The 23,949-nt window shown below is 34.5% G+C and carries 25 protein-coding genes; 21 read left to right on the plus strand and 4 right to left on the minus strand.

The features are described from left to right. The 4 genes from K6119_RS04010 to K6119_RS04025 form a co-directional block, all read right to left on the minus strand. Entirely contained in the window at positions 1 to 906 is a 906-nt protein-coding gene (locus K6119_RS04010) for a hypothetical protein (protein WP_221835594.1), read from the minus strand. After that, positions 906 to 2,402, minus strand: a complete 1,497-nt coding sequence (locus K6119_RS04015) for a DUF5723 family protein (RefSeq protein ID WP_221835596.1) — start codon at positions 2,400 to 2,402, stop codon at positions 906 to 908. The genes K6119_RS04010 and K6119_RS04015 overlap by 1 nt, the downstream gene beginning before the upstream one ends. Positions 2,403 to 2,464: 62 nt before the next feature. Then, positions 2,465 to 3,277 (minus strand): enoyl-ACP reductase FabI, encoded by an 813-nt coding sequence (locus K6119_RS04020; protein ID WP_221835599.1) that lies wholly within the window; start codon positions 3,275 to 3,277, stop codon positions 2,465 to 2,467. 87 nt (positions 3,278 to 3,364) lie between these two features. Next, complete coding sequence (locus tag K6119_RS04025) at positions 3,365 to 4,186, minus strand: E3 ubiquitin ligase family protein (protein WP_221835601.1); 822 nt, start codon at positions 4,184 to 4,186, stop codon at positions 3,365 to 3,367. A gap of 119 nt (positions 4,187 to 4,305) precedes the next feature. Here K6119_RS04025 and K6119_RS04030 point away from each other — a divergent pair, with 119 nt between their 5' ends. The 21 genes from K6119_RS04030 to K6119_RS04130 all read left to right on the plus strand — a co-directional run bounded on the left by K6119_RS04030 (position 4,306) and on the right by K6119_RS04130 (position 23,851). Beyond that, entirely contained in the window at positions 4,306 to 4,794 is a 489-nt protein-coding gene (locus tag K6119_RS04030; protein WP_221835603.1) for a DUF2452 domain-containing protein, read from the plus strand. A gap of 30 nt (positions 4,795 to 4,824) precedes the next feature. Continuing rightward, a complete protein-coding gene (locus K6119_RS04035; protein ID WP_221835605.1) occupies positions 4,825 to 5,280 on the plus strand; it encodes a DUF1801 domain-containing protein in 456 nt (151 codons plus the stop codon). Between the two features lie 4 nt (positions 5,281 to 5,284). Continuing rightward, positions 5,285 to 7,018 carry a WG repeat-containing protein gene (locus K6119_RS04040; protein ID WP_221835606.1) on the plus strand — a complete coding sequence of 578 codons (1,734 nt, stop codon included), beginning with the start codon at positions 5,285 to 5,287 and terminating at the stop codon, positions 7,016 to 7,018. A gap of 39 nt (positions 7,019 to 7,057) precedes the next feature. Next, positions 7,058 to 7,396 carry a hypothetical protein gene (locus K6119_RS04045; RefSeq protein ID WP_221835607.1) on the plus strand — a complete coding sequence of 113 codons (339 nt, stop codon included), beginning with the start codon at positions 7,058 to 7,060 and terminating at the stop codon, positions 7,394 to 7,396. Positions 7,397 to 7,500: 104 nt separating this feature from the next. Beyond that, a complete protein-coding gene (gcvT, locus tag K6119_RS04050; RefSeq protein ID WP_221835608.1) occupies positions 7,501 to 8,598 on the plus strand; it encodes a glycine cleavage system aminomethyltransferase GcvT in 1,098 nt (365 codons plus the stop codon). Between the two features lie 240 nt (positions 8,599 to 8,838). Next, positions 8,839 to 9,609 (plus strand): hypothetical protein, encoded by a 771-nt coding sequence (locus K6119_RS04055; protein ID WP_221835609.1) that lies wholly within the window; start codon positions 8,839 to 8,841, stop codon positions 9,607 to 9,609. Between the two features lie 141 nt (positions 9,610 to 9,750). Next, positions 9,751 to 10,437 carry a hypothetical protein gene (locus K6119_RS04060; protein ID WP_221835611.1) on the plus strand — a complete coding sequence of 229 codons (687 nt, stop codon included), beginning with the start codon at positions 9,751 to 9,753 and terminating at the stop codon, positions 10,435 to 10,437. A 250-nt stretch (positions 10,438 to 10,687) separates the two neighbouring features. After that, entirely contained in the window at positions 10,688 to 11,797 is a 1,110-nt protein-coding gene (locus K6119_RS04065) for a hypothetical protein (protein ID WP_221835613.1), read from the plus strand. A gap of 10 nt (positions 11,798 to 11,807) precedes the next feature. Beyond that, positions 11,808 to 12,548, plus strand: coding sequence for a DUF6794 domain-containing protein (locus tag K6119_RS04070; RefSeq protein ID WP_221835615.1), 741 nt, complete (start codon positions 11,808 to 11,810; stop codon positions 12,546 to 12,548). Positions 12,549 to 12,654: 106 nt separating this feature from the next. Continuing rightward, entirely contained in the window at positions 12,655 to 13,107 is a 453-nt protein-coding gene (locus K6119_RS04075; RefSeq protein ID WP_221835616.1) for a hypothetical protein, read from the plus strand. 82 nt (positions 13,108 to 13,189) lie between these two features. Beyond that, positions 13,190 to 14,938, plus strand: a complete 1,749-nt coding sequence (locus K6119_RS04080) for a hypothetical protein (protein ID WP_221835617.1) — start codon at positions 13,190 to 13,192, stop codon at positions 14,936 to 14,938. A gap of 340 nt (positions 14,939 to 15,278) precedes the next feature. Further along, positions 15,279 to 15,926, plus strand: coding sequence for a hypothetical protein (locus tag K6119_RS04085; RefSeq protein ID WP_221835618.1), 648 nt, complete (start codon positions 15,279 to 15,281; stop codon positions 15,924 to 15,926). Positions 15,927 to 16,169: 243 nt separating this feature from the next. Beyond that, a complete protein-coding gene (locus K6119_RS04090) occupies positions 16,170 to 16,502 on the plus strand; it encodes a hypothetical protein (protein WP_221835619.1) in 333 nt (110 codons plus the stop codon). Positions 16,503 to 16,923: 421 nt separating this feature from the next. Beyond that, the gene (locus K6119_RS04095; RefSeq protein ID WP_221835620.1) at positions 16,924 to 17,358 is read left to right on the plus strand and encodes a hypothetical protein; all 435 of its coding nucleotides are present in this window, start codon (positions 16,924 to 16,926) and stop codon (positions 17,356 to 17,358) included. Between the two features lie 276 nt (positions 17,359 to 17,634). Then, positions 17,635 to 18,510, plus strand: coding sequence for a hypothetical protein (locus K6119_RS04100; RefSeq protein ID WP_237828090.1), 876 nt, complete (start codon positions 17,635 to 17,637; stop codon positions 18,508 to 18,510). A 321-nt stretch (positions 18,511 to 18,831) separates the two neighbouring features. Continuing rightward, a complete protein-coding gene (locus tag K6119_RS04105) occupies positions 18,832 to 19,203 on the plus strand; it encodes a hypothetical protein (protein ID WP_237828091.1) in 372 nt (123 codons plus the stop codon). Positions 19,204 to 19,650: 447 nt separating this feature from the next. Beyond that, entirely contained in the window at positions 19,651 to 20,877 is a 1,227-nt protein-coding gene (locus K6119_RS04110) for a hypothetical protein (protein ID WP_221835624.1), read from the plus strand. A gap of 179 nt (positions 20,878 to 21,056) precedes the next feature. After that, positions 21,057 to 21,638, plus strand: a complete 582-nt coding sequence (locus tag K6119_RS04115) for a hypothetical protein (RefSeq protein WP_221835626.1) — start codon at positions 21,057 to 21,059, stop codon at positions 21,636 to 21,638. 163 nt (positions 21,639 to 21,801) lie between these two features. After that, positions 21,802 to 22,470, plus strand: coding sequence for a transposase (locus K6119_RS04120; RefSeq protein WP_221835628.1), 669 nt, complete (start codon positions 21,802 to 21,804; stop codon positions 22,468 to 22,470). 111 nt (positions 22,471 to 22,581) lie between these two features. Continuing rightward, positions 22,582 to 23,097 (plus strand): hypothetical protein, encoded by a 516-nt coding sequence (locus K6119_RS04125; RefSeq protein ID WP_221835634.1) that lies wholly within the window; start codon positions 22,582 to 22,584, stop codon positions 23,095 to 23,097. Positions 23,098 to 23,263: 166 nt separating this feature from the next. Beyond that, positions 23,264 to 23,851: a hypothetical protein gene (locus K6119_RS04130; protein WP_221835636.1), complete on the plus strand. Its 588-nt coding sequence runs from the start codon at positions 23,264 to 23,266 to the stop codon at positions 23,849 to 23,851. Positions 23,852 to 23,949: the final 98 nt, after the last annotated feature.

The following is a 23,949-nucleotide window of genomic DNA, read 5'->3' on the forward strand; positions in this document are numbered from 1 at the left end:
TTAAAGGTGTACCAAAGTCAGCATGGTATTGAAAAGTGATTTCAACTGCTTTGGCTTGTAATCTTTGTTTTCAAAATACTGGTATACTTCACATTGATTGAGGTAAAACGGTTTTTCAGGATCTGTTGCTTTAAGCATGATACAAGCCAGATTTTTAGGATCTTTTTGGTCATCAATATTGATCCTCAACTGTGTTGGTTTATGTTTTTTATTGGACAATTTAAGTCTCAAAACAATCTCAATGCTTTCAAAGACAATGGTGCTGTCATAATCTTCATTGGTCTGATTATCTGATTTAAAAACAACTTCTTCCATCAAACCCAGAGCAGCAATTAAATTGGCTGGAGTATCTATTAAAGATCTGTAAAATGGATGGGCAAACAAAGGAGCTATCTCAAACGAATCTGATGCTATAGATTGGTAAGAAGGCTTCATGATTTCAGCATACTTATCAAAATAAAGCTCTTTTTCATCATCCTGAAAAACCCAAATTCTACTGAACTCCATTCCTTTTATTGACTGGACGAAATCAATTACTTCTTGTGTATTATTGGAGGTTGTCCAGCAATTTAAAACCTTGTCATCATTATAACTAAGAGCCCATGAAATATCCTGAAGCTTACAACTTAAACTATCCTTCACCCAAAAACCTCTACTTCCGGCTTCTACTCCCCTTCTCGACAGCTTCATAGGTATTTCAACATCATTGTAAACAGCTTTTAAGTCACACTGTATTTCAAATTGTTCATAAGTAGGATAGCCTATTTCACCCTCAACTTTAACATCATCAAAAGGAATGCTTGATTTAGATGAAAAAGAATGAACAAGCCAGGCAAAGAAATACTTTTCAAGGCCATAGCTTTGTCCTAATTCATCTATATAAAATTGTATTTGAGTTTCTTTCACTAGAATCTTACTCTAGCAAATCCAAATGCAGCTGAAATTGTTGGTGTATTCTTAGCAAAGAAAGTAACTGCATCTCTTGATGCAACCCCAACTTCATAAGCACCTTCTCCCAACACAAAGTTGATTCCTACCGGTAATTGAAGATCGTATCCACCGCCTCCGGTTAATCCGGCCATGATAAAAATTTGACTTTTACCTGCAGGGATGATCACATCACCTCCCATTCCCCATGCAAAACCATTTACTGAACCTGGCAATGTTTTATCAAAAGGCGCCACTAGATCAACTCCAACATGAGCAATTTTTCCTAACTCCAAACTTGCACCAAAACGAACTTGTCCCGGTAACTTAATTGTTGTTTCCTCTATTCCTTTTAACTCAAATAGCCCCGACTCTTCTAACAACTCAGGAATTGAATTAGAGATGTTCATGTCTTCTAAACCTGAAGCAGAGTAATTAACAACCAAAGTATCTTTTCCTTCATATACGTTACCCGTGTATTTCATTGATCCTATATTGGTAACAGAAGCTGCTAAATGAAGTTTACCTAAAATACTTGCTCTTACACCAAAGTCAAATCCAAAACCGTATCCAACAGGACTTCTCCAAATGTTTTGCGCCTGACCTACCAATGCAGATGGATTTCCAATGGCAGCTGTACCGTAATCAATGTCAAATCCCGGACTGAATGAAGATATCATGGTATAAGTTCCGCTGGCTGAGTCACCTTGTAACTGCATCATAGCAATACCCTGGATGTACTTAGCTCCTACTCCGGCATACAAAGCAAAAGTTGAATCTTTACCAAACAATTTTCTACCGTATCCTAAATGAAATTCCCTATTAACACTCAATCTCAAGTAACTGTCACCAACAAAATCTGAGATATTTAAAGGAATACTAGCTGAACCTGACAATACATTTTGAGCTGAATCAGGACTCATATTCTCGTAGTTTGCAACCATTGTTGTATCTACTCCGTTAAAGTATGACAATGAATCAAACTGTGAAGAGAATTTTCCACGGAACAATGTTTCAGAGAAAGTTGATGAAAAACTAGATGCCCAAGTAGCTCTTGATCTCAATGAAAAAGCAATTCCACCAAACTTTTCGTTTTGGTAGGCAATTCCAAACATGTTGTAATCCCAGTTAAAAGCAAAATCTGAGGCAAAACCTTTTGCTGCAGCAATCTTATCTTCTCTAGTCAACGAGTCTAATGATTTGTTGACAACAATTCCCCAAAGATTGTCTCTCAGGTCTTGTTTCGCTAATGATTCAGAGTAGAATGAAATTCCAAACTCAGAAGTTCCCATTGTGACACTCTTTTGGTCATAGGGTCTCCAACCTAAATTGGCAGGATTGATTCCCAAACAGTGATAATCTGACACAAATGTTGAAGCCACACCTTTACCTGTTGCAGGCCAGGCTATGTATTCGTTTTGTGAAAAAGAGAAAATTGAAGTAGCAATAAAAGCCAGTGTAAGTATTTTTTTCATAGTGTTTAAATAAAAAACCCCGATTCAATTTGAATCAGGGTTTTAAAATAGTTAAATCGGGATTATTCAGCAAATTTTTCAATTACTTCTTGTGTAACCCCTGTATTTGAAAAACCTCCATCATGGAAAAGGTTTTGCATTGTTACATATTTTGTAAAATCTGAGAACATTGCTATGCAGTAGTTTGCACAGTCTAAAGCAGAAGCGTTACCAAGTGGCGACATTTTCTCTGAGAAGTTGATGAATTCATTGAATCCTTTTACTCCACTACCAGCAGTAGTTACTGTTGGAGACTGAGAAATTGTGTTTACTCTAACTTTTGCTTTTTGTCCGTAATGATATCCAAAACTTCTGGCTACTGACTCCAAGTACGACTTGTTGTCTGCCATATCGTTATAATCCGGGAATACTCTTTGAGCAGCAATGTATGAAAGTGCTAAAACAGATCCCCAATCATTGATAGCATCCATTTGATAAGCAGTTTGCAATACTTTGTGAAAAGACATCCCTGAAACGTCTAAACCTTTCATTGTCCACTCGTGGTTTTGATCTGTGTAGTGTTTTCCTTTTCTAACATTCACAGACATTCCAATTGAGTGAAGCACAAAGTCTACTTTACCTCCTAAAATCTCCATTGATTTCTCAAACAAGTTTTTTAGGTCTTCCATGCTTGTAGCATCTGCAGGGATAATTTCTGAACCGGTTTTTTCAGCCAGTTGATTAATTTCTCCCATTCTCATGGCGATTGGTGCATTTGACAATACAAATGTTGCACCTTCTTCATGTGCTCTTTCAGCTACTTTCCATGCAATAGATTGCTCGTTAAGCGCTCCAAAAATAATTCCTTTCTTTCCGGATAATATTCCGTTTGACATATTTCGAATTTAGGTTTGTGATCAATGCCAAGGTTTTTCCCTGACATAAATTTCGGTTGACAAATTTATACTTTTTTCGGTGACCCGTTAAAAAATACCAAGTATGTTCAACAAACCTGCAACTACCAATGCAGCTCCTAATCCCCAACAAACAAAGGCTCCAATCTTCAATCCTTTAATTGATGATCCTAATCCTGAAACCAATTCATCTTCTGATTTAGTAGATACGATAAATGGTTGCTTATTGTCTTGTGGCTTAGATACTTTTAAGGCTCCGTCTCTATCATTGGCATCTCCCAATACATAAAGCTCAGTGTTTAATTTAATTCCTTCTTCGCGGTAGTTGTATCCAATAGTTTTGTGTCCATTGTTTCCTCCGCCAATTCCCAATGAGAATCCACCAATTTTAACACTTAATCCGCTTTGTTGTGGTTCACCTTGTTCAAATTTTGACATCAATGATTCAGTGTGCAACTTTGCTTTTCCCGGATCAATTTTGATGAATCCTGTTTCGTCTTTTACACCCCAACCTTGTGCCCATTGCTCATTTTCTGAAACAATATCAGTATGTTTTACCCACTGTTTTGTGATGTTTCCGTTTGAATCTTTTTTGTTTTCAAGACGCTCATATTTGTGCTCCACTACACTTTTGTAGTAAACAACTTCAGCTTCTGCCAGTTGTGATTTTAAAGGATTATCTGTATACGCAACTCCTTTGATCTCACAAAAATGAGTAAAGCTTCCGCTTCCCATTGATCCTGAAATGCTTTCAAAAAGTTCATTTACTTCAGATACTTTAGAGGTGTCAGCCAATTCCATTGCTGCAGATTGACCTTCTTTTTTTCCTTTTACAATCCATAATATTAGACCAACAATAGCTATTACTGCGGCTCCAATTAAATATCCCATAGTGTTCGGTTTAAATTTTTAAATAGTGGTTGATAACGGCTTGAAGATAAAAATTATTTCTTTCACACTGATGTTCAGAAAGTAGAATTAAAGTGGACATTGCTTATCTTTGTAGATAGATGAAGAAATCTGATAAAAATAAAGAAGAGGAGTTTGTAAATCCAATTGATCCGGACAAGGTAGCAGAGAATCCGGGGACATTGGAATATGCGCATCATGTAGGAAGTGGTTTGGTTAAAGCAGAAGATGTTGGTAAGCAAAAAGGACGTGCCATTGCGGCCATGGAACACCAAACAGATCAGCAATTATCTCAAATTTATGAGCAAATGCAATTGCTGGCCGAACAAGCCAAAAAAATCAACAAACGAAAAGAAATTTCTGAAGAAATCTATCAGGCTAATTTCAGATTTGAGCCTATCATCAACCATGTTTATCATTTGTACAAAGATGAAAATGATCAACGCATTCTATCCATTATTGGTCCTAATCAATGGGGACGCACCAAAGTAAAAAAGTACGAATGGATGGCCACCATCAAACTATTGGCGGATCATACCTGGGAAATTTTAGATACTGCTGAAGATCAAGATGCTGACAATCAAAAGTAAAATTGCTACTTTTATTTGCAAATCACACTTATGAGAATTGAAGCAGTGAATATGGATGACTATATCAGTCAACTGCCTGAAGAAAGACAAGAACCAATGAAAAAATTGGTAGCCGCTATTGAAGCTAACTTACCAGAAGGTTTTGAAGCAGCTATGAGTTACGGAATGCCTGGTTGGGTGATTCCTCATTCACTTTATCCTGCAGGATATCACTGCAAACCAGAAGAACCGCTTCCCTTTTTAAGTATTGCATCTCAAAAAAACTTTATTGCAGTTTACCACATGGGTGTGTACGCTAGCCCAGAACTGATGAAGTGGTTTACCTCCGAATATCCAAAATACAATTCCAAAAAACTGGACATGGGTAAAAGCTGTATTCGTTTCAAAAAAGTGGAAGAAATTCCGTTTGAGCTAATTGGCGAATTAGCTTCAAAAATGACGGCCCAGGAGTGGATTGATCTTTACGAAGCCAACTATAAACGCTAGTGGTGTGAAGAATTCATTGTCGCTATTATTATGCCTTATTGGCTTTGCTGCTTTCTCTCAGTTTGAAGTTTATCAAACCGGCAAAAAAACCGGACTGAAATACAACAGTGAAATAGTTTACAAGCCTAAAAAAGATTCAATTGTTTGTTTGGATGACAGTGTGGCCACCGTTTACCAAAAGAAAAAGGTATTGTATGTCAACCAATCCGGAGACAAGGTGTACAAAGCAAAAAGAGTGTATGCCACTCCATTTATAGGTGGTAACGCCTTTATCAAAGACAAACATGACCTGTACAACATTATCAATTCACGTGGTGAAGAAGTTGAGGGACACATCTTTATTAAAGCGCCTGTAAAGTATGGTAGAATGATGCTTGCTGAATCTTCAAGAAAAACTTACCTGTACTCCAGCCAAAAAGAGTTGTTGCAAAGAGTTGACACAATTATTGAGCACGGAAAATGGATTGAGGTGATGTATCACAAAATTGAGCATTACACCTATTACACCAAGAAAAACATCTTTAAAAAGGAACAGCACACAGGTGAGAAAAACGTCTATTTCAAAAGGGTTTATGACCCAATTGCAGAAAAACTGGAAGTAATAAACATCTCTACTACTGCCAGTATTCACAACTATTTAGTTTGTTATCTCACCAATGATAAAATCACCATTTTAGAGCATGAAGGAAAATATCGCATTGACTCTGTTGAATCAATTGTGCCTTTATCTGAAGAGCTTTTTGTAATGAAGAAAAACAAACTCACCTCTTTGATCAACGGGCAAACAGGAAATAGCATTTTCTCAGGTGATTTTGATTCAGTTGCCATAATGCCTAACAGCTTTTACGCCTTTAAAAAGGACAAGGATGATCCACAACTTTACATCTACTCAAAAGACGGTAAACTCATCAAGGACCAATTTGCTTATGTAGATGCCATCAGTCGTGACAGACACATTTTTGAAAAAGACAGCATGCAATATATCGGCAATGAGTTTGGTAAAAAACTGAGTGGAGACTACTACTCTATTGGGGATGAAAGTGAAGGTTACAGAATTGTATTTCACACAGCATCTTACCAGTATATTAATGATTTTACTTATCAAACCATATCTCGCCAATATCCTTTAATGACTTATGAACCCAATGCAGGAGGCGGTGGAAGAAGAAGACGCAAAGGCATCATCAGAGGTCTGGTAGAAATGACCGCCAATATTGTTCGTGCTGTTACTTTTCAACGTCCTAAGCGATACGGATCTGGCGGCAGTGTACACACCAATGGTAAAAAGTTTTTAGAAAAAGGTCGTCCTTTTCAAGACGGATTGGTAAAAGTGTGCTTGTCTCATTTGGATGACAGTAATAATTATACTGAACCTATCCACGTCACTAACGAATTCAAGTTGTTTTACACTTATATGGATACCACGGGCAATTACATCAACAATGAAAAGTACAATGATGTGCAAGACTTTCACAACGGATATGCCTGGGTAAAGTACAAGGATTATTACTACTTGCTGGACAAAACTGGTAAACGCAAAAGCATTGGTAAATTCTCTTATGTAAAACGAGATGATAACGGCTATTACAAAGTTTCATATGCCGGTAAGGATGGTTTAGTATCTCCTGATTTTAAAATCATCTCAAAATGCACTCACTTTCTAATCTATTTTAGTGAAGAGCATCAGCATTATTATGAAGATAAGTATGGTGAAAAATTAATCATTCATCAATTATAGCTAAATCAAAAGTACTGCTTGACTTGAAAAAACAGTAATATGAGCTTTGAAGAACAATACAACCAACTAATTGCCAAATGGGGCAAAACTGAGCGCAAAGGAAAAGCCAATCCATACACCTCTCACAATGGGCACATGTTCTCTTTTATTGACAAAAAGCAAGAGTATTTAGCTATCAGATTAGGAAAAGAAGAGCAAACGGCCTTTATGGAAAAGTACAAAACCGGACCTGTTATTCAATACAATAGCACCATGCGCGGCTATGTTGAAGTACCCAAGGAGATGTTTGCAGATTACGAAGTAGTAAAAATTTGGCTGGACAAAAGCTGGGAGTATATCAACTCATTAGAACCTCAGCCATCTAAAAAGAAAAAATAATCCTTAACAACTCTCTTTATTCTTGTGCAATTTTTGCCTGCCTCAAAACGGCTTAAGTAAAGATTATTTAGCTACATTTGGTTTCCAAATTAAAGCCAAAATACATGGAAACATCTACATTAAAAAATACCGCATTATCGCACATTCACGAGAAATTAGGAGCTAAAATGGTTCCATTTGCAGGATATAACATGCCTGTACAATATGAAGGAGTAAAAGCAGAGCACGAATGTGTAAGAACAGGCGTTGGCGTTTTTGATGTTTCGCACATGGGTGAATTTTTAATTGAAGGACCTAATGCTTTGGCATTAATTCAAAAAGTATCTTCAAATGACGCTTCAGTTCTTTTCCCTGGACGTGCACAGTATAGCTGCATGCCAAATGACAAAGGAGGAATTGTAGATGATTTGATTATTTACATGATTAAAGAAGAGCAATACCTATTGGTGGTAAATGCTTCAAACATTGATAAAGACTGGAACTGGATTTCACAACACAATGATGTGGGAGCTGAAATGAGAAACGTATCAGAAAACTATTCATTGTTAGCTATTCAAGGACCTAAAGCTGCTGAGGCAATGCAAAGCTTAACTTCAACAGACTTGTCAAACATCAAATTTTATCACTTTGAGGTTGGCCCTTTTGCAGGAGTTGATCATGTAATTATCTCAGCAACCGGATACACAGGATCAGGCGGATTTGAGATTTACGTAAAAAATGAAGATGCAGAAAAAGTATGGAACGCGGTGTTTGAAGCAGGAGCTTCTTACGGAATTGAGCCAATTGGTTTAGCAGCAAGAGATACTTTACGTTTAGAAATGGGATATTGCCTTTACGGAAACGATATTAACGACACCACTTCACCTTTAGAAGCAGGTTTAGGATGGGTAACCAAGTTTACCAAAGACTTTGTGAATTCAGAGAATCTTAAAAAGCAAAAAGAAGCAGGTGTTAGCAGAAAATTAGTAGGATTTGAATTGGTAGACAGAGGAATTCCTCGTCATGACTACCCTATTGCAGATGCTGACGGAAACGAAATAGGAATTGTTACCTCAGGAACCATGGCACCAAGCTTAAACAAAGCGGTAGGTTTAGGATACGTTCCAACAGCATTGAGCGCAGAAGGATCTGAAATCTACATCAAAGTAAGAGACAAGCTGATCAAAGCGGTTGTTACTAAGCCTCCTTTTTATAAGGGGTAAAATCATCTTTTTATTTAGATTTTTTTCATGGCTGCCTTCACGGTCTGCGTTTGCTAGTTGCTGCACTTATTTTAACATGCACTGGCCCCTTTCAAGGGCTCACAAACTCGCCTTGCCTTTGGCCGTTCATGTATTTAAAATAAGCTTCGCAAGCTATCCAACTCCGCCCTGGCAGAGGTTCATTTATCATCATGATCATTGTTAGATTTTGACATCAATGTAATTCTTAAATTGCAATGGATGAAACATTTATTGATATTGATTGTTATTGCCGGAATCACTTCTTGTGGGACTTCAAAATGGAATAATTTTAATAGACAGAAACATACGAAACTGTCACATTTAAAATACATTCCTGAAGGTGACAATACAGTATCTTCTGAATTAAATAGTGACCCAAATGAATCAGTTGCTGATGAAGAAAGTACCGGCGATTCATTGAATCCATATAAATCCAATGTAAATGATGAACCAATAGTTGATGAGCTAGTAATTTATCAAAGCACAGCTTATCTATCAGATGAAAAACAAGATAAGCAAGAAGCTTCAGAAATTGAATCCAAGCCAAATACTTCAGTAGAAAAAAGGGCTGAAAACAAACGAACTGAACCACTTGAAAAACATAATTTATATACCACCTTTATTGTAATTGGTTTGGTGCTGGTTATTCTGGGAGCAATTTTGGTTTTTGATGGTATTGATGCTCTTTCACTACTTATCATACTAGGAATTGGCATTATAGCCTTAGCTACATGGCAAAGAAGAAAAGACTTTGAGAAATTTTCCTGGCTTAAACTGAGTAGGTCAAATGGGTGGAGTTATACCGGCGTAATATTTAGTATAATTCTGGCAGTGGTTTTATGGCTTGTTGTTGATTGGGTAGGATTTTTAAGTTTCTCATTTGTAGCCATGATTTTGGCAGTAATTTCAATTGCACTACTCATTAAAATCATAGTGCGAAACACCAAAAAGATCAGAGAAAAGAAGAAAAACAGTAATCAAACAGATTAGGAATAAGCTGACCATCAAACATCCAATTAGATTGCGGAAAATACAGTAAACACTCACTGTTCTGCCAATTCTCCTTTTTATTTGCGATATTGGGGTGGATAAAGTGCATGGGGTGCTTTATTTGCAAGTTATGGCCAATTCATGAAAGTTAATATCAGATATTTTTTAGATAGAACTCCTAAATTAATGGAAGATGCTCTTTCAAGAAGACCAGAATCATTTAATACCTTTGCAAATACAGTTTTATTCCCAGAAATAGCTGAAGATAAAAATTTAAGGATAGGGTGGCACATACAAGGATACCCAACCTCAAACTTTAAAATAACTTTTCATTTTATTGGCACAATAAATTCTTTAGAAAATACTTGGATCGAAATAGCCAATAAACTTAATCAGGAAACTCCAAAAAACCCTGGTACTAGAGCTTTTGCAATATCTGACGTTCAATTATACTTCTCAGATAGATTCGCTTCAAAAAACCCTGATCAACTATATTTTAAAACACTTGATGATCTTAATGAAATTATTCAACAGTTATTTGATCAGCTATCAAAGATTTTCAAATTTACTCTTGAGGTGTTGAAAATTGAAAATCTGAATCATTACCTAAATCACTCAGTTGAATTAAAGCCTAACAATATTTCAAAATCTATTCAACATGGTTTTTGGTATAGACGAATTCTTACTGCAAAATTGGCTAATAACCCGCAAATGGAAGAGATTTATAACTGGATCTCCATTTTAATTCGAAATGCCTATGAAGTTGAGAAAGACAGTAATTATTTAGGAACATTAGAGGTACTTTATTCTTTAAAGAAAAAATTATAGTCAAAGGTTCATTTTTTAAGTTTCAATAATAGGAACAAAAAACTGGCCATAACACAATAGGTAAAGCAAACGCCCGCCGTCATCCACGCTTCTTTTCGCCCAAAACGTGTACATAGTCCGGGTTGCCCACACGGTCGGACAGCCAGAGTACGGGGTTTTGGCCTGCGCACTTTCGCACGCAATAAATTGCTAGCTTTAGCCAAACGTTAGCAGTAAGTTTTTGGCTTAATAATTGTGCCAACTGACATGTATGGAACCCAAATTCATAAAATCACTCTTTGTTTTATTATTCTTATCACTATTTTCTTGTCGAGAGAATGATGAGTCTAAAATAATTGGTAATTGGAAAGTGATTGAATATTCTGAGGTGAATAACGGTTCTAAATCTCCTCAATCACAAGAGTTTTGTCATTACTCATTTTCTGAAGATACTCTTCGCATTTATTGCCTGAATAATAAATCACAACTTGACACCACAGTTTATTGGTATAGTTTAAGAAATGACTCCATTTTTTTGTGCGAAAATCCTGATGAAGAAGAGTTTCCATCATGGAAATATAGTTTTAATAATGACACCCTAATATTAGAACAATCTTATTATGATGATAATTGGAGCAGTTCCAAATCCCACAAACTTATTCGTTTTGTAAATGAGCCCTTAACAAAATTCAATGAGCATGATGGAATTAAAGGTGACTGGAAACATCATAGAACATACCTTGCTCACAAAGATTCAATTCGAACTAACAAAAAAGGGAATTTTTGGTTCACAAGTGATCTTATCATTTCTGAAAGCTCTTTTAGCTATCTCTTCTATCCATGTTTTTATGAAGATGAATATTCCTATTATCGATCCAATGACTCAATAATAGTGAGCTTAGAAAAAAAGAAAGAAAGATTAAAATATGATCTAAATGATGACACTTTAAAGTTTTACTCAAAATACAATGAACGTCAAGACTATATTATCTGTCAAGAGTTCACAAAAGCATATTTCGACAATGGTATAATCACTTATTTGGAAAATAATATCTTGGACCCCGATTGCTTTCAAAATAATTGGTGGTGCCATCCCACAGAGGAGCAAGAGAAGGTTTTATCAAATCATGGTTATCTAAAAGAATTTCCCTTAAAAATTGAATTCCCATTTTATGATGGCTGGCATGATGACAAAAGCAGGACTCACCGAGTTTCATTTACCAAAGACATCATCAATATTGAAATCGACACGGCTGTATATAAAATGAGGGTAAAGAATTTTTTTATTGACAAAATGTATCACAGAAAATCACACATTTTTGTAAACCCAATTATAGAAGGGAAAGAAATTGAAATGAATCTTTGGTTTGAAGAAGACTAGGCACAATAAAATGAAAAATCCACTCATCATATTAACATTTCTGTTCTCCACACAAATGGCGTTGGGACAAAAAATTAAAACGCCAAAATCAATTGAGGAAGCGATTGAAGTGTTAAAAGTAGACTGCACTGATAGTCTTCAAAAGATTATCAAAAAAACTCCTAATGATAGTCTAATTAATTTATGTTATCCATGGGATGGAGAATATAAAACAATCTTTAAATGGACGGAATCAGATAATAAAAGATCTAAAATCAAGAATTATCTTATTGAGAATGGTATTGAAAGTAATCAGCATCAACAGACTGTAATAATGATTGCATTTAAGCATTATTTGAATAATCAAGAGATAAATGAATCAAAAATATTTGAACCTTATAAGAAAATAGAAGACAAATGGAGGGCCGAAGATAAAGTCAGATATTCAACAGACTCTTTACGTGGAGTCTATATTCCAAAAGATATAGAAGACTGCTTTCAACAAATAGATTCATTTTGGAGTGATACTGTTAAAGCTGAAGTCAGGGCTATGACCTCTGATGAATTTGTTGGAAAAACTCATTTTGGAATAGGATTATGGATGAGAAATAATTGGCAATTATGGGGAGGTTCAAGATTGTCAAAATATATGAATGACTTGGGTATTAATCACCCTGATCATATGTCTGGAACAATATTGTCATTGTATTACAAATACCTAAAAGAAGAAGAATTTGATCTAGAAAAAGAAATTGAAAAAATAAAAAAGTAGAGTGATTAAGACTGTAAATAAATAATAGCCGTCTATCGTCAGGCCACGATTCATCAACTAAACGTTACTTTTCCAGAAAAACAGTATTCCTTGTTATATTGTCACTATGAAAGTAATTCAATTCTTATTTATAATTATTTCATGCCATTCTTACGGGCAAATAGACTGTGCAAGTAAAGACACAACATTTCATGAGGAAGAAATAATTGCCAAATTGTGGTATTACAAATCATGGAAGAGTGAAGAAAATAGTTTGTATCCTAATCAAGAAATAAAAAATCCAAATTTTGATGCTGGTTCACCATTCATATGTGCATATTCAAACAAAGCTGACTCGTTGATAGTATTCAACGTTAAAGAGTACACGTTCATTGTTAAAGACTCTTTAAATCAAGTTATTTATCGTGAAAACGTAATAGGAAAAAATCTTACGATCACTATTAAACTCAAAATCCGAAACAATCCATTCAATAGCCTATTTTTAACAAATGTTACTGTCTGTGGAAAAAACGGGTTCATTGAATTGAGAGAAGAATATCCTTTGATTCAGAAACAATAAAATGCTAGTTTTAGCCAAACGTTATATGTAATCACAAGTGGTTTGGGTTTGTAACTTCATAGGTTTTTCAAGTTAAACTATTATGAAACTGTTTCTTTTAATTTTCTTCTTTATTACCCTTCATTTGTTTGGTCAAGAATGGAATCAAAAAATAGGATCTTGGGAAAAAAGCAGGGGCTATACATTCGAATTTTATTTATTAAATGATAGCATAGCTAACTTCAGTTATTCAGGTAGTGAATATGGAAGTGGTACTGGTGTGCGCTATTCAAAATCGGGCGATACTTTAACTTTCTTAAATCCTGAACCAAAAACAGGTTGTGATTATGTAGTTTATTATGATACAATCTCTAGTGATTCTGTCGAAATTCAAATCCAATCTTATGATGATTATGGTTATTACACCTATAGTCTATATTCATTTGACAATATTCATTTTGACACTATTAGGGCTTTCCAACCTATCAGGTTAGAGAAAGAAAATGTACCTGATTTCATTTATGTTGACACTATTTCTATAATGTTGGATAAGAAGAAGGTTTTATCAAATGTATATGTTGATATTTATTGTTCTACAGGTATAAGAGACAAATCCATTTTCGGTTTCCCTGGTTATTTTGAACAAATGCAATTTGTATTAAAAAATGGGGTCTGGTCCGTTATTAAAACCCCAGAATTACTCAATTTCGATTTGACTTTATATGAAGAAATGCGTCCTGTGACTTGGTGGTGGCCTTTTTCAGGTTCGGGATTGGGTGTCGAACTAAATACAAAACATGACTTCATCCCGGACAGCTCTATTAGTGCAATAAAAATCAATAACAATTCAGAACACGAAATCAATCTTAATAAATATACAAATCTTAAGAGCTTGGAAATAAACACGAATAACTTTGACCTCACTTTGCACACTGGTCATTTAGATGACCTTACCATCACAACTAACGATAGTTCCAAAAGTTTGACTTTATTTCTAGACCAAAATGAAATACGTTACTTAGAGTCTGATATGCCGATAACTGCAACAAATTTATTGAAAGTCGATTTTTTAAGTTATCATATTAGAACGATAGATCATCAATTGACTTTCAATAACAACCCAATAACTGCAAGAAGACTTAACTTGAACTATACTGACGAAAAAATGAATGTCGAAATTTCAGATAAATGGAGCACTCTAAATTTTGTTTTAATAGAAAAAGACACCATTTCTCTTGATTGTAACATTGAAGTTCTTCCAATATTAGATAGTCTTGTATTATATGGTCATACAAATAACTATGACTTTTTAAATTGTAAACACGATTTGATGTATTTAGGAATTTTCTATTCCAACGAATCAGATTCAACAAAAATCAGAAACCTTTATCCAAATATTGATCAGCAATATTATTGTTTTCCCATAGAAAATTTCATTCAAACTACTGTTCATTCTACCAGTCCTCTTAGAGAAATAAAACTTGGCGACACCGTTTTAAGCTTCAGTAATGAAGAGTTCATTCATTCGAAAATAACTGCAGTTGAATATCATTTCAATTCCACAGTAACAATAGAATATTTAATAGTTAATGATGAACTTTCTTGTCTTGACAATAGTGTCCAACAACCAATATTTTATACAACATTTACAAGCCTTCACCCTCTAAATATCTCTAACATAGCTAAACCAATAGACTCTATTTCAATTGATGAATATGTTCAAAGTGTACACGGACCTATTTCTTTCACTTCCTTTTCAAATATAAAAAAGCAATATTCAGGTACTCTGGTTAATGTACGCACAGATGAAGGCAATTACTTTATAAATGGAATAAACTTCATGAACAAATAATATTCTTTCTTTTACCTATATTCCTAGTGTAATCTCCTAAGCACCGATCCAATTCATAGAAAAACAGCAGTTAACTTAGTAGCTAAAGCTAACGCCGACCCTTGGCCGGCACGGTCGGACAGCCAGGGTACGGTTTTGGCCAGCGCACCTCACGTCGCAATTAATTGCTAGCTTTAGCCAAACGTTATAAACAATTAACGATTTAACTTGATTTGTTTTCACGTATTTATCTGCCATTCAAATTCATTCTTATCTTCACATCATGAACAGAACAACACCCTTTTTAATTGTTTGCTTCTTTATAATTGGTTGTAATTCCAAATCAAATGAGGAACAAAATATGAATCATACAAGCACAGAAGTTTCACCTATAATTTCTATGGATTCATTAGTTGGAGATTGGCTGAAGGTAAAATCAGACATTTATTATGCAGGAGATCATGTAACAGGGGGTGTTTCTGATTCTTCTGTTTTAGTTTTTACCAATGATTCTTTATGGTTTGGTTTGTTTCCTAGATGGTTCAAATTTGGTGTAGAATGCACTACAAATAATGACACAATATTCTATAGTAAAGATAATAAACCATTAGCGCGAGCTAAATTCATAAATGATACTTTGGTTTTGAGCCTATTAGAAACAAATTTACACACAGTTGATTCTTATGTCAGAACCGAGCTTGATGTAGAGGTAAAGAAATTGCTCATTGAGAATAGAATCAATTGGGAATTATTTGCTTTTATATGGGAGTTAAATCAACCTCAGAATATGCCTGATGTTGTATGTGACATGCACGTACCAGAACAACTTGATCTGAGAACTGATAATAATTCATCAATCATTTACGATCAAAATGTACTTTTATACCTGACACCAACAGATACAATTGGATTTTCCTTTGTATCTAATTCTGGTAACAATTTGGAATTACTTCATCACTGCTCGGATATGCTCGGTTTACATACATTGAGATACACAAAAGCAAATTAGTTAGTCCTGTTAAGTGAAAAACTGTTTATAACATAATAGCTAAAGCCAACGTCCGCCCCTTGGCCGGCCATCTTCTCACACATTTCTTGTCCATAGTCCTGTGCTGTCATCATCAACTTCGCCAAGGTTACGTTGATTCAAAACGGTTGGACAGCCATCCCGAGGACTCGGGAGGGGTTTTGGCCACCGAACATCAAGACGGCATAAATGCCTAACTTTACCCAAACGTTATGAAGCATTAAAATGCAAGATAAAGGGAAGTCAAAATACGGTTTGGAAAAAATTATTAAGAATTACTCTTCAATCACCGAAGAGAATGTAATTGAATTTATTCAAAAGCTTAAATTGCATGGGGCAGGTTTTCTAGAAACAATAAAAATAATCCGAGAGATGTGTGGCTATTCTTTAATCGAAATTCAAAAGCACATGCAGGAATCTGGTGTTTGGAACAATGAATTAGAAACAACTGCTGAAATGGAGCAAGAATTTATGCGAATAGCAGCTAAAGATGCTGAAAATGTAGTTACGGACTTAGATGGGAATATAATCTCTCTGACAAAGAGTTCAAAAAAGTAAGATAAGTTATTGTCTACAAAAAGTAATCCTGCACAAACAGAAAACGCCACCTAACACAATAGGTAAAGCACATGTCCTTCCCTTTTTTGCCAGCACTCCCGATAGCTATCGGGATCGCACGCAATTCAACTTCAGTAAAACCTTCGTTGAACAAAGTAAATTGCTAGCTTTAGTCAAACGTTATAAACCATTGGCAACTAGGGAAGAGAATTTAAGAATGATTAAATTATATGGCATAAGCTTGATTTGTCTCTCTTTCTTCATAATCTTAATGATTTATGGAGGTAATCATGAACACCTCATATTTCGTGCTCATATGTTAGAAGATTGGATTCTGTATGGTGCATCTTTATTATCGTTTATTTTTGGAATTCTTCTATTAATTAAGGCATTCAAAGCCAATAAAAAATAGTAACCAAAAATGAACAATTTCAAAAATCCACATAGAAGTCCTAAAGAAGCTTGGACAACAACCCAAGAAGGAATAGATCTGGTTTATCCAATTTTTCATCATGACACGACCATAGTACATGATCCTATAATTAAGCGAAATGTTAAAGAGGTTTGCGGAGATATTGACTTCTGGAGCTGGGACGGAAATGAAAATGACAGATTCGTTGATAGTACTGGAAAAGTATTCCTTTCCAAGAACGAAAAATCTGGAATCTGGGCTTCTGGTCAATTTCCAGCGGAAGTTGAACGAACCATGGACATTTCAGAAATCAAAGGAATTATGAAAATGGGAATTGACACTAACAAATCGAACATTAAAGAAGATTCAGATTTATTAAAACTTGAACTTGATAAGCTTGAATCTATTCAGGAAGTTTTGTTGCTATGCGCCAGGTACTTTTGAAAAATGCATATAATTCAGTAAGCAAAGCTCACGTCCGACACTTGTCTATCTCTCCCGATAGCTATCAGGATCGCACTAAATTCAACTTCAATAAAACTTTCGTTGAACAAAGTAAATTGCTCGTTTTATGTAAATGTTAACATCAATTACAAAAAGAATTGTCACGTTTTAATTATTTTAAGTTAAAAAGGTATGCGTTTGATACTCACTATTAATCTAATTTTTGGTTTAAGCTCATTCAATTGTTTTTGCCAAAAAGAATTTAATTTCGATCAATTGAAATCAAATGCAACAGAGAAGATTATTAACATCCGATATTCTTTTGATTCTTTGATTGTAGATTCAATTAAGGAAAAATCAAGATTCATCACTTACATTTATCAATATCCCAATGGACAAAAGGCTTACCTCACAGAGTTTAAATCTCCAAGAACTGGCTTAAACCATAAGGAAATTCAATTTAAAACGCACTTTGGTAAAGACTCAATAATTTATGATTCCGTGTCTAATGGTTCCTTTCAAATTTTTGAACATAAGTATGACAGTCTTAATAGAGAAATACAATACCATTGGAAAGTAATCAATGAAAATGACACAACTATTAATTCGAAGTATTACAACTACATTGACGAAATTAAATTTGGCAAAAAAACAACCATAAAAAACGCATACAAAGTGTACTCTGATCATGAAAAAAAGGACAGCAGTTATTTTGGTAAAGCAATTACTTTGTTTCGCAGGAATGGAAGAGAAAAGGTTTACTACACCTTGAATTCAAAAGGATACAAAGGATGGCTAACAGAATTTAATTATTCTAGAAAGTTTACAAAATTAACCCATTACATTGATAATTCAGATGGGACAGGTCTAGAAGAGTTTTGGGTTGAATATATCGGAAATGATTTTGAGATTGACTGTATTAAAAGAGAGGTAATTCAATTTCCAACTATTAAATTGGAAAATATACGTCAAACGTTGCTCAATTTAATGCTCCAATATCATTCTTGGCTACAAGACTCAAAATGTTATGATACTGAACTCAAATTGTTTTCTGCTGACAAAAGAAATTTTCTTTACATCTATTTTGACAATGGAAATTATAACAATCGATATTCAGGAGATTTGATTTTGGAATTTGTTGTTAAAAACTGATGTGATGAATAAAAGATTTATTTGAATATAGGCAGTCCAACTTTTCATATTTAAAGCATCTACAAATGTGATTATATACTTACCTTTAAATAGGTATTTTCTAGCATATTTAACCTTCTGGTTGAGTAGGTGTAAATAGCTAACTTTACTTGAAAATTTAGTGCAAGTAATATGAATTCAATGTTATCGAAAAAAAATTCATTTAAAAGTTTAATAAAATGGAGCCCGACTTTATTTTTTATCTGCTTATTTGCATGCCATATTAATCAAGATCCTAGGAATAAAAGCAAATCAAGCACACTTCATCTAAAGAAATTGAATTTGAAATTAGAGAGTCATTTCAAAAATGGAAATTATATTATATCAGTACATGACAGTGTTAGAAACAACTTGAAAGAACGATTCACCGCTCTAAAAGACTCTTCAGCATTTATGAATGATACAGTTGATTTGAAGTCTGTAGATTCATATTGGACTAAAAGGCATATCAACAGAGTTCTGCGTGAATGTATTGAATTGAATAAAGCTCGGATATATTCAATCTCCGAATCGAGATATATTTATAATTTGAACAGGATCGTTTCCAAATCAAAATTTAACGAAGTGCACAATAGTTATTTATATGCAAATGTCGAAAATGGAGATACAATTCTTTTCTCTTATTCTTTTGATCAAGGAACTTTCCCTTTTTAACTAAAAAGCAATAAACAATATAAATATTAAATGAATTACGACAAAGTAATTAAGCATTGTGATGAGTGCTGTAGTGAATACTTCAGATATGCTTCTCAAATGGAAACTATGTGTCCTGAATGCTCACACTTTCTTTACGGATATGAGAACTGCGAACATGAATTTGTAAACAAAAGATGTGTCAAGTGTTATTGGAACGGACAACACTCCGAATACGTTTTGAATCTTATAAATAAGTCCAACGAAATATAATGCAGTAAGCAAAGCTCACGTCCGACACTTGTCTACTCTCCAGATAGCTATCGGGATGCGCCCATTTGGCCTACGCACTTCACGACGGCATTCTACTTCAGCTGCGCTTCCGTAGAATACGGTAAATGCCTAACTTTGCTTAAACGTTATGCAACACAGTAATACTATTCAAGTAGTTATTTTGAAATCAATCATATGAAAAATTATATTCTAATTCTCACTGTGGTCTTTAGACTGACATCATGTGTATCAGATTCAGATAACTCAGAAGGCAATTCAAACGACAGTAAGAAACAAGCACAGAAAGAATTCTTTGACAATGTCTTTAATGACGATCAAATTGAAACACAAGTCTACACTATAGACGGAAACTCCGATACTACATTGATTTGTAAAAATGGGTCAAAGCTTAGGATTTACAAAGAATCATTAATCTTAAATGGTGAAGACTATGAAGGTGAAATTGAGATTCATTTCAAAGAGGCTCTAGAACCTATTGACTTTGTTATGGGTAATTTGACAACTGTATCTAATATAGGTAACCTTCAAAGTGGAGGCATGGTGTTTTTCGAAGCATATGCGGGTGATCAAATATTGCATATCAATACTGATGCTCCAGTTGGAGTAATTGTCCCTTGTGAACAAGTAGATGAAGCCATGACTACATGGCACGGAAATAGAAATGATGATAGCGTTATGGAATGGAGTCAAGATGAACGTATGCTCAATAATGATGTTGAAGACTTGAATTTAGCTTGGACAAGGGTATTGTACTGGCATCACAACTATGATGAAGATGAGTATAGCGAATTGGAGAAGACCTATGGAGACAGTATTAACAACTTTTTTTGGGATGTCAATAGTGTAGAAGGAAACAAGCTTGAGATTGAGGGCTGTGTAATTGAAATCATGAGAAAAGAAACCAAACTAGACTCTGTAGAATTGGAAGATTGGGCAGGAGGTATTTTTCTATCTGAATTAATGAATGTGGGCAATGTAAATGAATTTAAAGAAGATCCAAATACAAGTTATTTGTTCACTTTGAATGATATAGGTTGGGCTAATATTGATAGACTATTCACTGATCCTAGATCTGAAAAAGTAGAACTTTTTACCTCAGTTGAGAATGAGGAAAATTATGATTTTGTCTATTCCACTTTGATGTTAAAAAATGAATCAATGTATTTACCTGGATATCAAATGGAGGACAATACCTTCGGATTTACACACTACGACACTGAAAAACCGATACTACCTATTGGTGCAGAAGCCATTGTATTGTGTACAGCCTACAAAGATGGAGTGCCGCATTATGATTACAAGAAATTTGATATTCAGAAAGAGCAAAAGATCAATTTGAAGCTAAAACCTTCAGAAATGGATGCCATGAAATCACAGTTGAAAGAATTGATGGAATCCTAGAAACCGTAAAAGACAATCCTGAAGAATTTAGGCTTAAATTATAAATTACCCCCCGTTCACGCGGATTTGACTTAAGTAACTAAAAGAATATTTCTCATTTATATTTGAGACCACTAATAGAAGTCAAATCATGAAATGTTATTTATTACCTAATCGTATCTTTAAAATTCTATATAGAAGTGAAGAATAAATTTTACCCAAAGGTTATTCTGGCAGCTTCATTATTATCACTAATGCAGATAGCTTGTAATGGTAATGAATCAGCCACTGTAGCGATAAATAATGTTGACAGAGTAAATGTTGACTCATGTGATGAAGATTTTATACAAGCAATTGAATTGATTAAATCAGATTCTCCTTTTTTGTTTGTAGAACCTTTACTGAATGTGTTCCACAAAAAATTAGACACAAATAGAATTTGGAAAAACAAAGGTTTAGACAGTATTTTCACTGATAATGATCTGTACTATTTACACGAAAAAGAATGGAATATTAACACGGCTTGTTATCCCATGTTTGAATTTACTTCAATTGATTCAGCAAAGTCAAGGATAGATCAATTTCTCAATGACAATAATTACCATGGTAATACCACCTATTATAGTGTATCAAAACCTATCAAATCATTGGATGGTAATTATCTTTTAATTGAAATGGACAAACATTGCTATGGCCTTTGTGGAATGGGAGAAACATTTCTCTTTCAAAAAACGCATGAAGGCTGGAAGAAGGTTTGGGAAGTATTTAGATGGATTAGTTAGTTTCATTGAAATTTCATCACTAATCTTTTGATGGTGGCCGTTTCATATATTTATTGCGGAAAATACGGTAATCAAATACAGTTCTGCCAATTCTCCTTTTTATTTGCGATATTGAGGTGGATAAAGTGCATGGGGTGCTTTATTCGTAAATTAGATACAATTAATGTCTTCAGCTCTAGCACATTATATCTTCATGCATTACTCAAGGTATTTCACCAAACCTGAAGGTAGAGCATACAACCATTGGATTGCAAACGAAAAAGTAAATGCATTTGAAAATCAAGAGGTAAGAAGAAAAATGTACATCAGCAAGGGCATCATCTCTGAAGATCCAGAGGTTTTAGAATTACTTAGGGAAGGATTTGATCAATTCAAATTGAACACTGCAAAGCGAATCCTCAATGAGCATTCGAAAAATGTTTTTTTGAATTACTGTCCTAAATGTGGGGGACTTGCTAGAACTCCTAAAGCTCGTCAATGCAGACATTGCGGACATAAATGGCACGATCAAGTTGTCGGACAAATCATAACACATGAATTTTTAAGCACATCTGAAAAAGGATTGATTCTGGACTGTCAAATTTTCAAAGGTGAAGTCGAAATAGGTGATTGGATTGAATTCTACGAATTTGATTTAAATGAAAAAGGACTTGTAGAGCATGTCGGTGTGGTTAATCTTGAACCATCCAAAGATGGAGTAAATCGCCAAGTTATTAGGATTTCAGGATTATCTGATTTCGCAGAGTCATTACTGTTGGCCAATCAGTATTCCAAACTTCTAGAAGTATTGCGTGAGAAAACTGATGCTAACAAATTAGCTAAAGCTAAATAGGTCGACACGGTCGACTCTACCTCGCGCCCTAAAGCCGCATTAAATTATTAGCTTTAGCCAAACGTTAGGGTGCATTGTACCAGAATTGAATGATTACATTATAGAAATACAATGAGGATAATTCAAATAACCTTTCTTCTTCTATGTACAACTTCATTTTCACAAAAGGACACGAGTGCCTGTGAAGTTAAAAAGGTAAGATTCACGAATTTCGGAAAACAGAAAGGTTATTCAACAGAAAATCTAAAATCTGGACAAATATGGAGGCTTGCTGACGAATCATCTATAGACTCGCTTTGTCTTGATTCAACAAAATTTTCAAAAATCCCATTAAAAATTTGGGAAAATAGTAGCTGCAGAGACACAAGTTACATTGAGTGCGGCTACGATTTTGATGATGGATTATTATACTGTTATTTACTATTCGATTCTACAGGTTACTTTGAATTTCTCTGGTTAGAACAAAAAGGTGGATATGAGATAGCAAATCGAACAAGTACTGTCACCGTTTATGATGTAGAAGAAAGTGATAGGCTCATTATATATTGGACAATTGTCCCAAAATATCCTTTACCTAAAGAGCCTTACAGCAGGTTTCTTGTTATTGATCCGAAAAACGCACCCTAACACAATAGCTAAAGCTAACGTCCTACCCATGGCCGGCACACTTCACGTCGCATTAATTTGCTAGCTATACCTAAACGTTAGGGATAATTGCGATAATCACAAATCAGTACTTTAAAATGCGCGATTCAATTATTATTAGATGATTGATTGTTTGAATTTTGTAATCATGAAAAAGCTGATTATCTTTTCGTTATTACTTCAGTTTACTTCCGGGTATTCTCAAAAAAAAGACAGTTGTCGCATTTCTCTTTTTGAAGGTGTCAATAATATTCTAATTGGTCAGACCACTTTAAATAAAATTAAAGAAGAATATTCTGGAATTAAAATTATCAAAAGACGGCACAGGAGATCGGACATTAGTTCAAGGCTGATAGAAAAAATAGTTTTGATAGATAGCTTAGATCTTGAAATACACTTGAAAAAACAAAGTTTGAAAAATATTTATTGGGTGTATTCAATAAAAATTAAAGACAATTGTCAGTGCCGTACAGTTGACGGAATCGGTATAGGTTCAAGCCGAGATGACATAGGTAAAATATACCCATCTATTTTTACAGATCATACCAGTCGTGTAATTAAGTACCACTGGGGAAATGAAAAATCAACCCAATTTTCTATTTGGAAGGGTTCGTTTCATGTTTCATTTATTGATAAAGGTTGGGTGAATGCAGATCAGTTTGTTACTGAAGAAATCGAATTATATTATTCTGATTTAAGAATTGTAAATGCTTACAGGTTGAAAAACAAACCCTAACATAATAGCTAAAGCTTTCGTCTGATAAATATCCACCGCTACTCAAGATGGCATCCTATTGCAGCTGCGCTTCCGTAGAATACGGTAAATGACTAACT

Source organism: Paracrocinitomix mangrovi, assembly GCF_019740355.2.
Taxonomy (GTDB): Bacteria; Bacteroidota; Bacteroidia; order Flavobacteriales_D; family Crocinitomicaceae; genus Paracrocinitomix; species Paracrocinitomix mangrovi.

What these genes read in the sequence shown, in the direction of transcription:
- K6119_RS04125 (WP_221835634.1), top strand. Translation starts at nt 22,582, where the DNA reads ATGAGGATAATTCAAATAACCTTTCTTCTTCTATGTACAACTTCATTT.
- K6119_RS04085 (WP_221835618.1), top strand. Translation starts at nt 15,279, where the DNA reads ATGAATCATACAAGCACAGAAGTTTCACCTATAATTTCTATGGATTCA.
- K6119_RS04020 (WP_221835599.1), bottom strand. Translation starts at nt 3,277, where the DNA reads ATGTCAAACGGAATATTATCCGGAAAGAAAGGAATTATTTTTGGAGCG.
- K6119_RS04090 (WP_221835619.1), top strand. Translation starts at nt 16,170, where the DNA reads ATGCAAGATAAAGGGAAGTCAAAATACGGTTTGGAAAAAATTATTAAG.
- K6119_RS04075 (WP_221835616.1), top strand. Translation starts at nt 12,655, where the DNA reads ATGAAAGTAATTCAATTCTTATTTATAATTATTTCATGCCATTCTTAC.
- K6119_RS04045 (WP_221835607.1), top strand. Translation starts at nt 7,058, where the DNA reads ATGAGCTTTGAAGAACAATACAACCAACTAATTGCCAAATGGGGCAAA.
- K6119_RS04060 (WP_221835611.1), top strand. Translation starts at nt 9,751, where the DNA reads ATGAAAGTTAATATCAGATATTTTTTAGATAGAACTCCTAAATTAATG.
- gcvT (WP_221835608.1), top strand. Translation starts at nt 7,501, where the DNA reads ATGGAAACATCTACATTAAAAAATACCGCATTATCGCACATTCACGAG.
- K6119_RS04015 (WP_221835596.1), bottom strand. Translation starts at nt 2,402, where the DNA reads ATGAAAAAAATACTTACACTGGCTTTTATTGCTACTTCAATTTTCTCT.
- K6119_RS04080 (WP_221835617.1), top strand. Translation starts at nt 13,190, where the DNA reads ATGAAACTGTTTCTTTTAATTTTCTTCTTTATTACCCTTCATTTGTTT.
- K6119_RS04035 (WP_221835605.1), top strand. Translation starts at nt 4,825, where the DNA reads ATGAGAATTGAAGCAGTGAATATGGATGACTATATCAGTCAACTGCCT.
- K6119_RS04110 (WP_221835624.1), top strand. Translation starts at nt 19,651, where the DNA reads ATGAAAAATTATATTCTAATTCTCACTGTGGTCTTTAGACTGACATCA.
- K6119_RS04030 (WP_221835603.1), top strand. Translation starts at nt 4,306, where the DNA reads ATGAAGAAATCTGATAAAAATAAAGAAGAGGAGTTTGTAAATCCAATT.
- K6119_RS04070 (WP_221835615.1), top strand. Translation starts at nt 11,808, where the DNA reads ATGAAAAATCCACTCATCATATTAACATTTCTGTTCTCCACACAAATG.
- K6119_RS04065 (WP_221835613.1), top strand. Translation starts at nt 10,688, where the DNA reads ATGGAACCCAAATTCATAAAATCACTCTTTGTTTTATTATTCTTATCA.
- K6119_RS04095 (WP_221835620.1), top strand. Translation starts at nt 16,924, where the DNA reads ATGAACAATTTCAAAAATCCACATAGAAGTCCTAAAGAAGCTTGGACA.
- K6119_RS04130 (WP_221835636.1), top strand. Translation starts at nt 23,264, where the DNA reads ATGAAAAAGCTGATTATCTTTTCGTTATTACTTCAGTTTACTTCCGGG.
- K6119_RS04055 (WP_221835609.1), top strand. Translation starts at nt 8,839, where the DNA reads ATGAAACATTTATTGATATTGATTGTTATTGCCGGAATCACTTCTTGT.
- K6119_RS04120 (WP_221835628.1), top strand. Translation starts at nt 21,802, where the DNA reads ATGTCTTCAGCTCTAGCACATTATATCTTCATGCATTACTCAAGGTAT.
- K6119_RS04025 (WP_221835601.1), bottom strand. Translation starts at nt 4,186, where the DNA reads ATGGGATATTTAATTGGAGCCGCAGTAATAGCTATTGTTGGTCTAATA.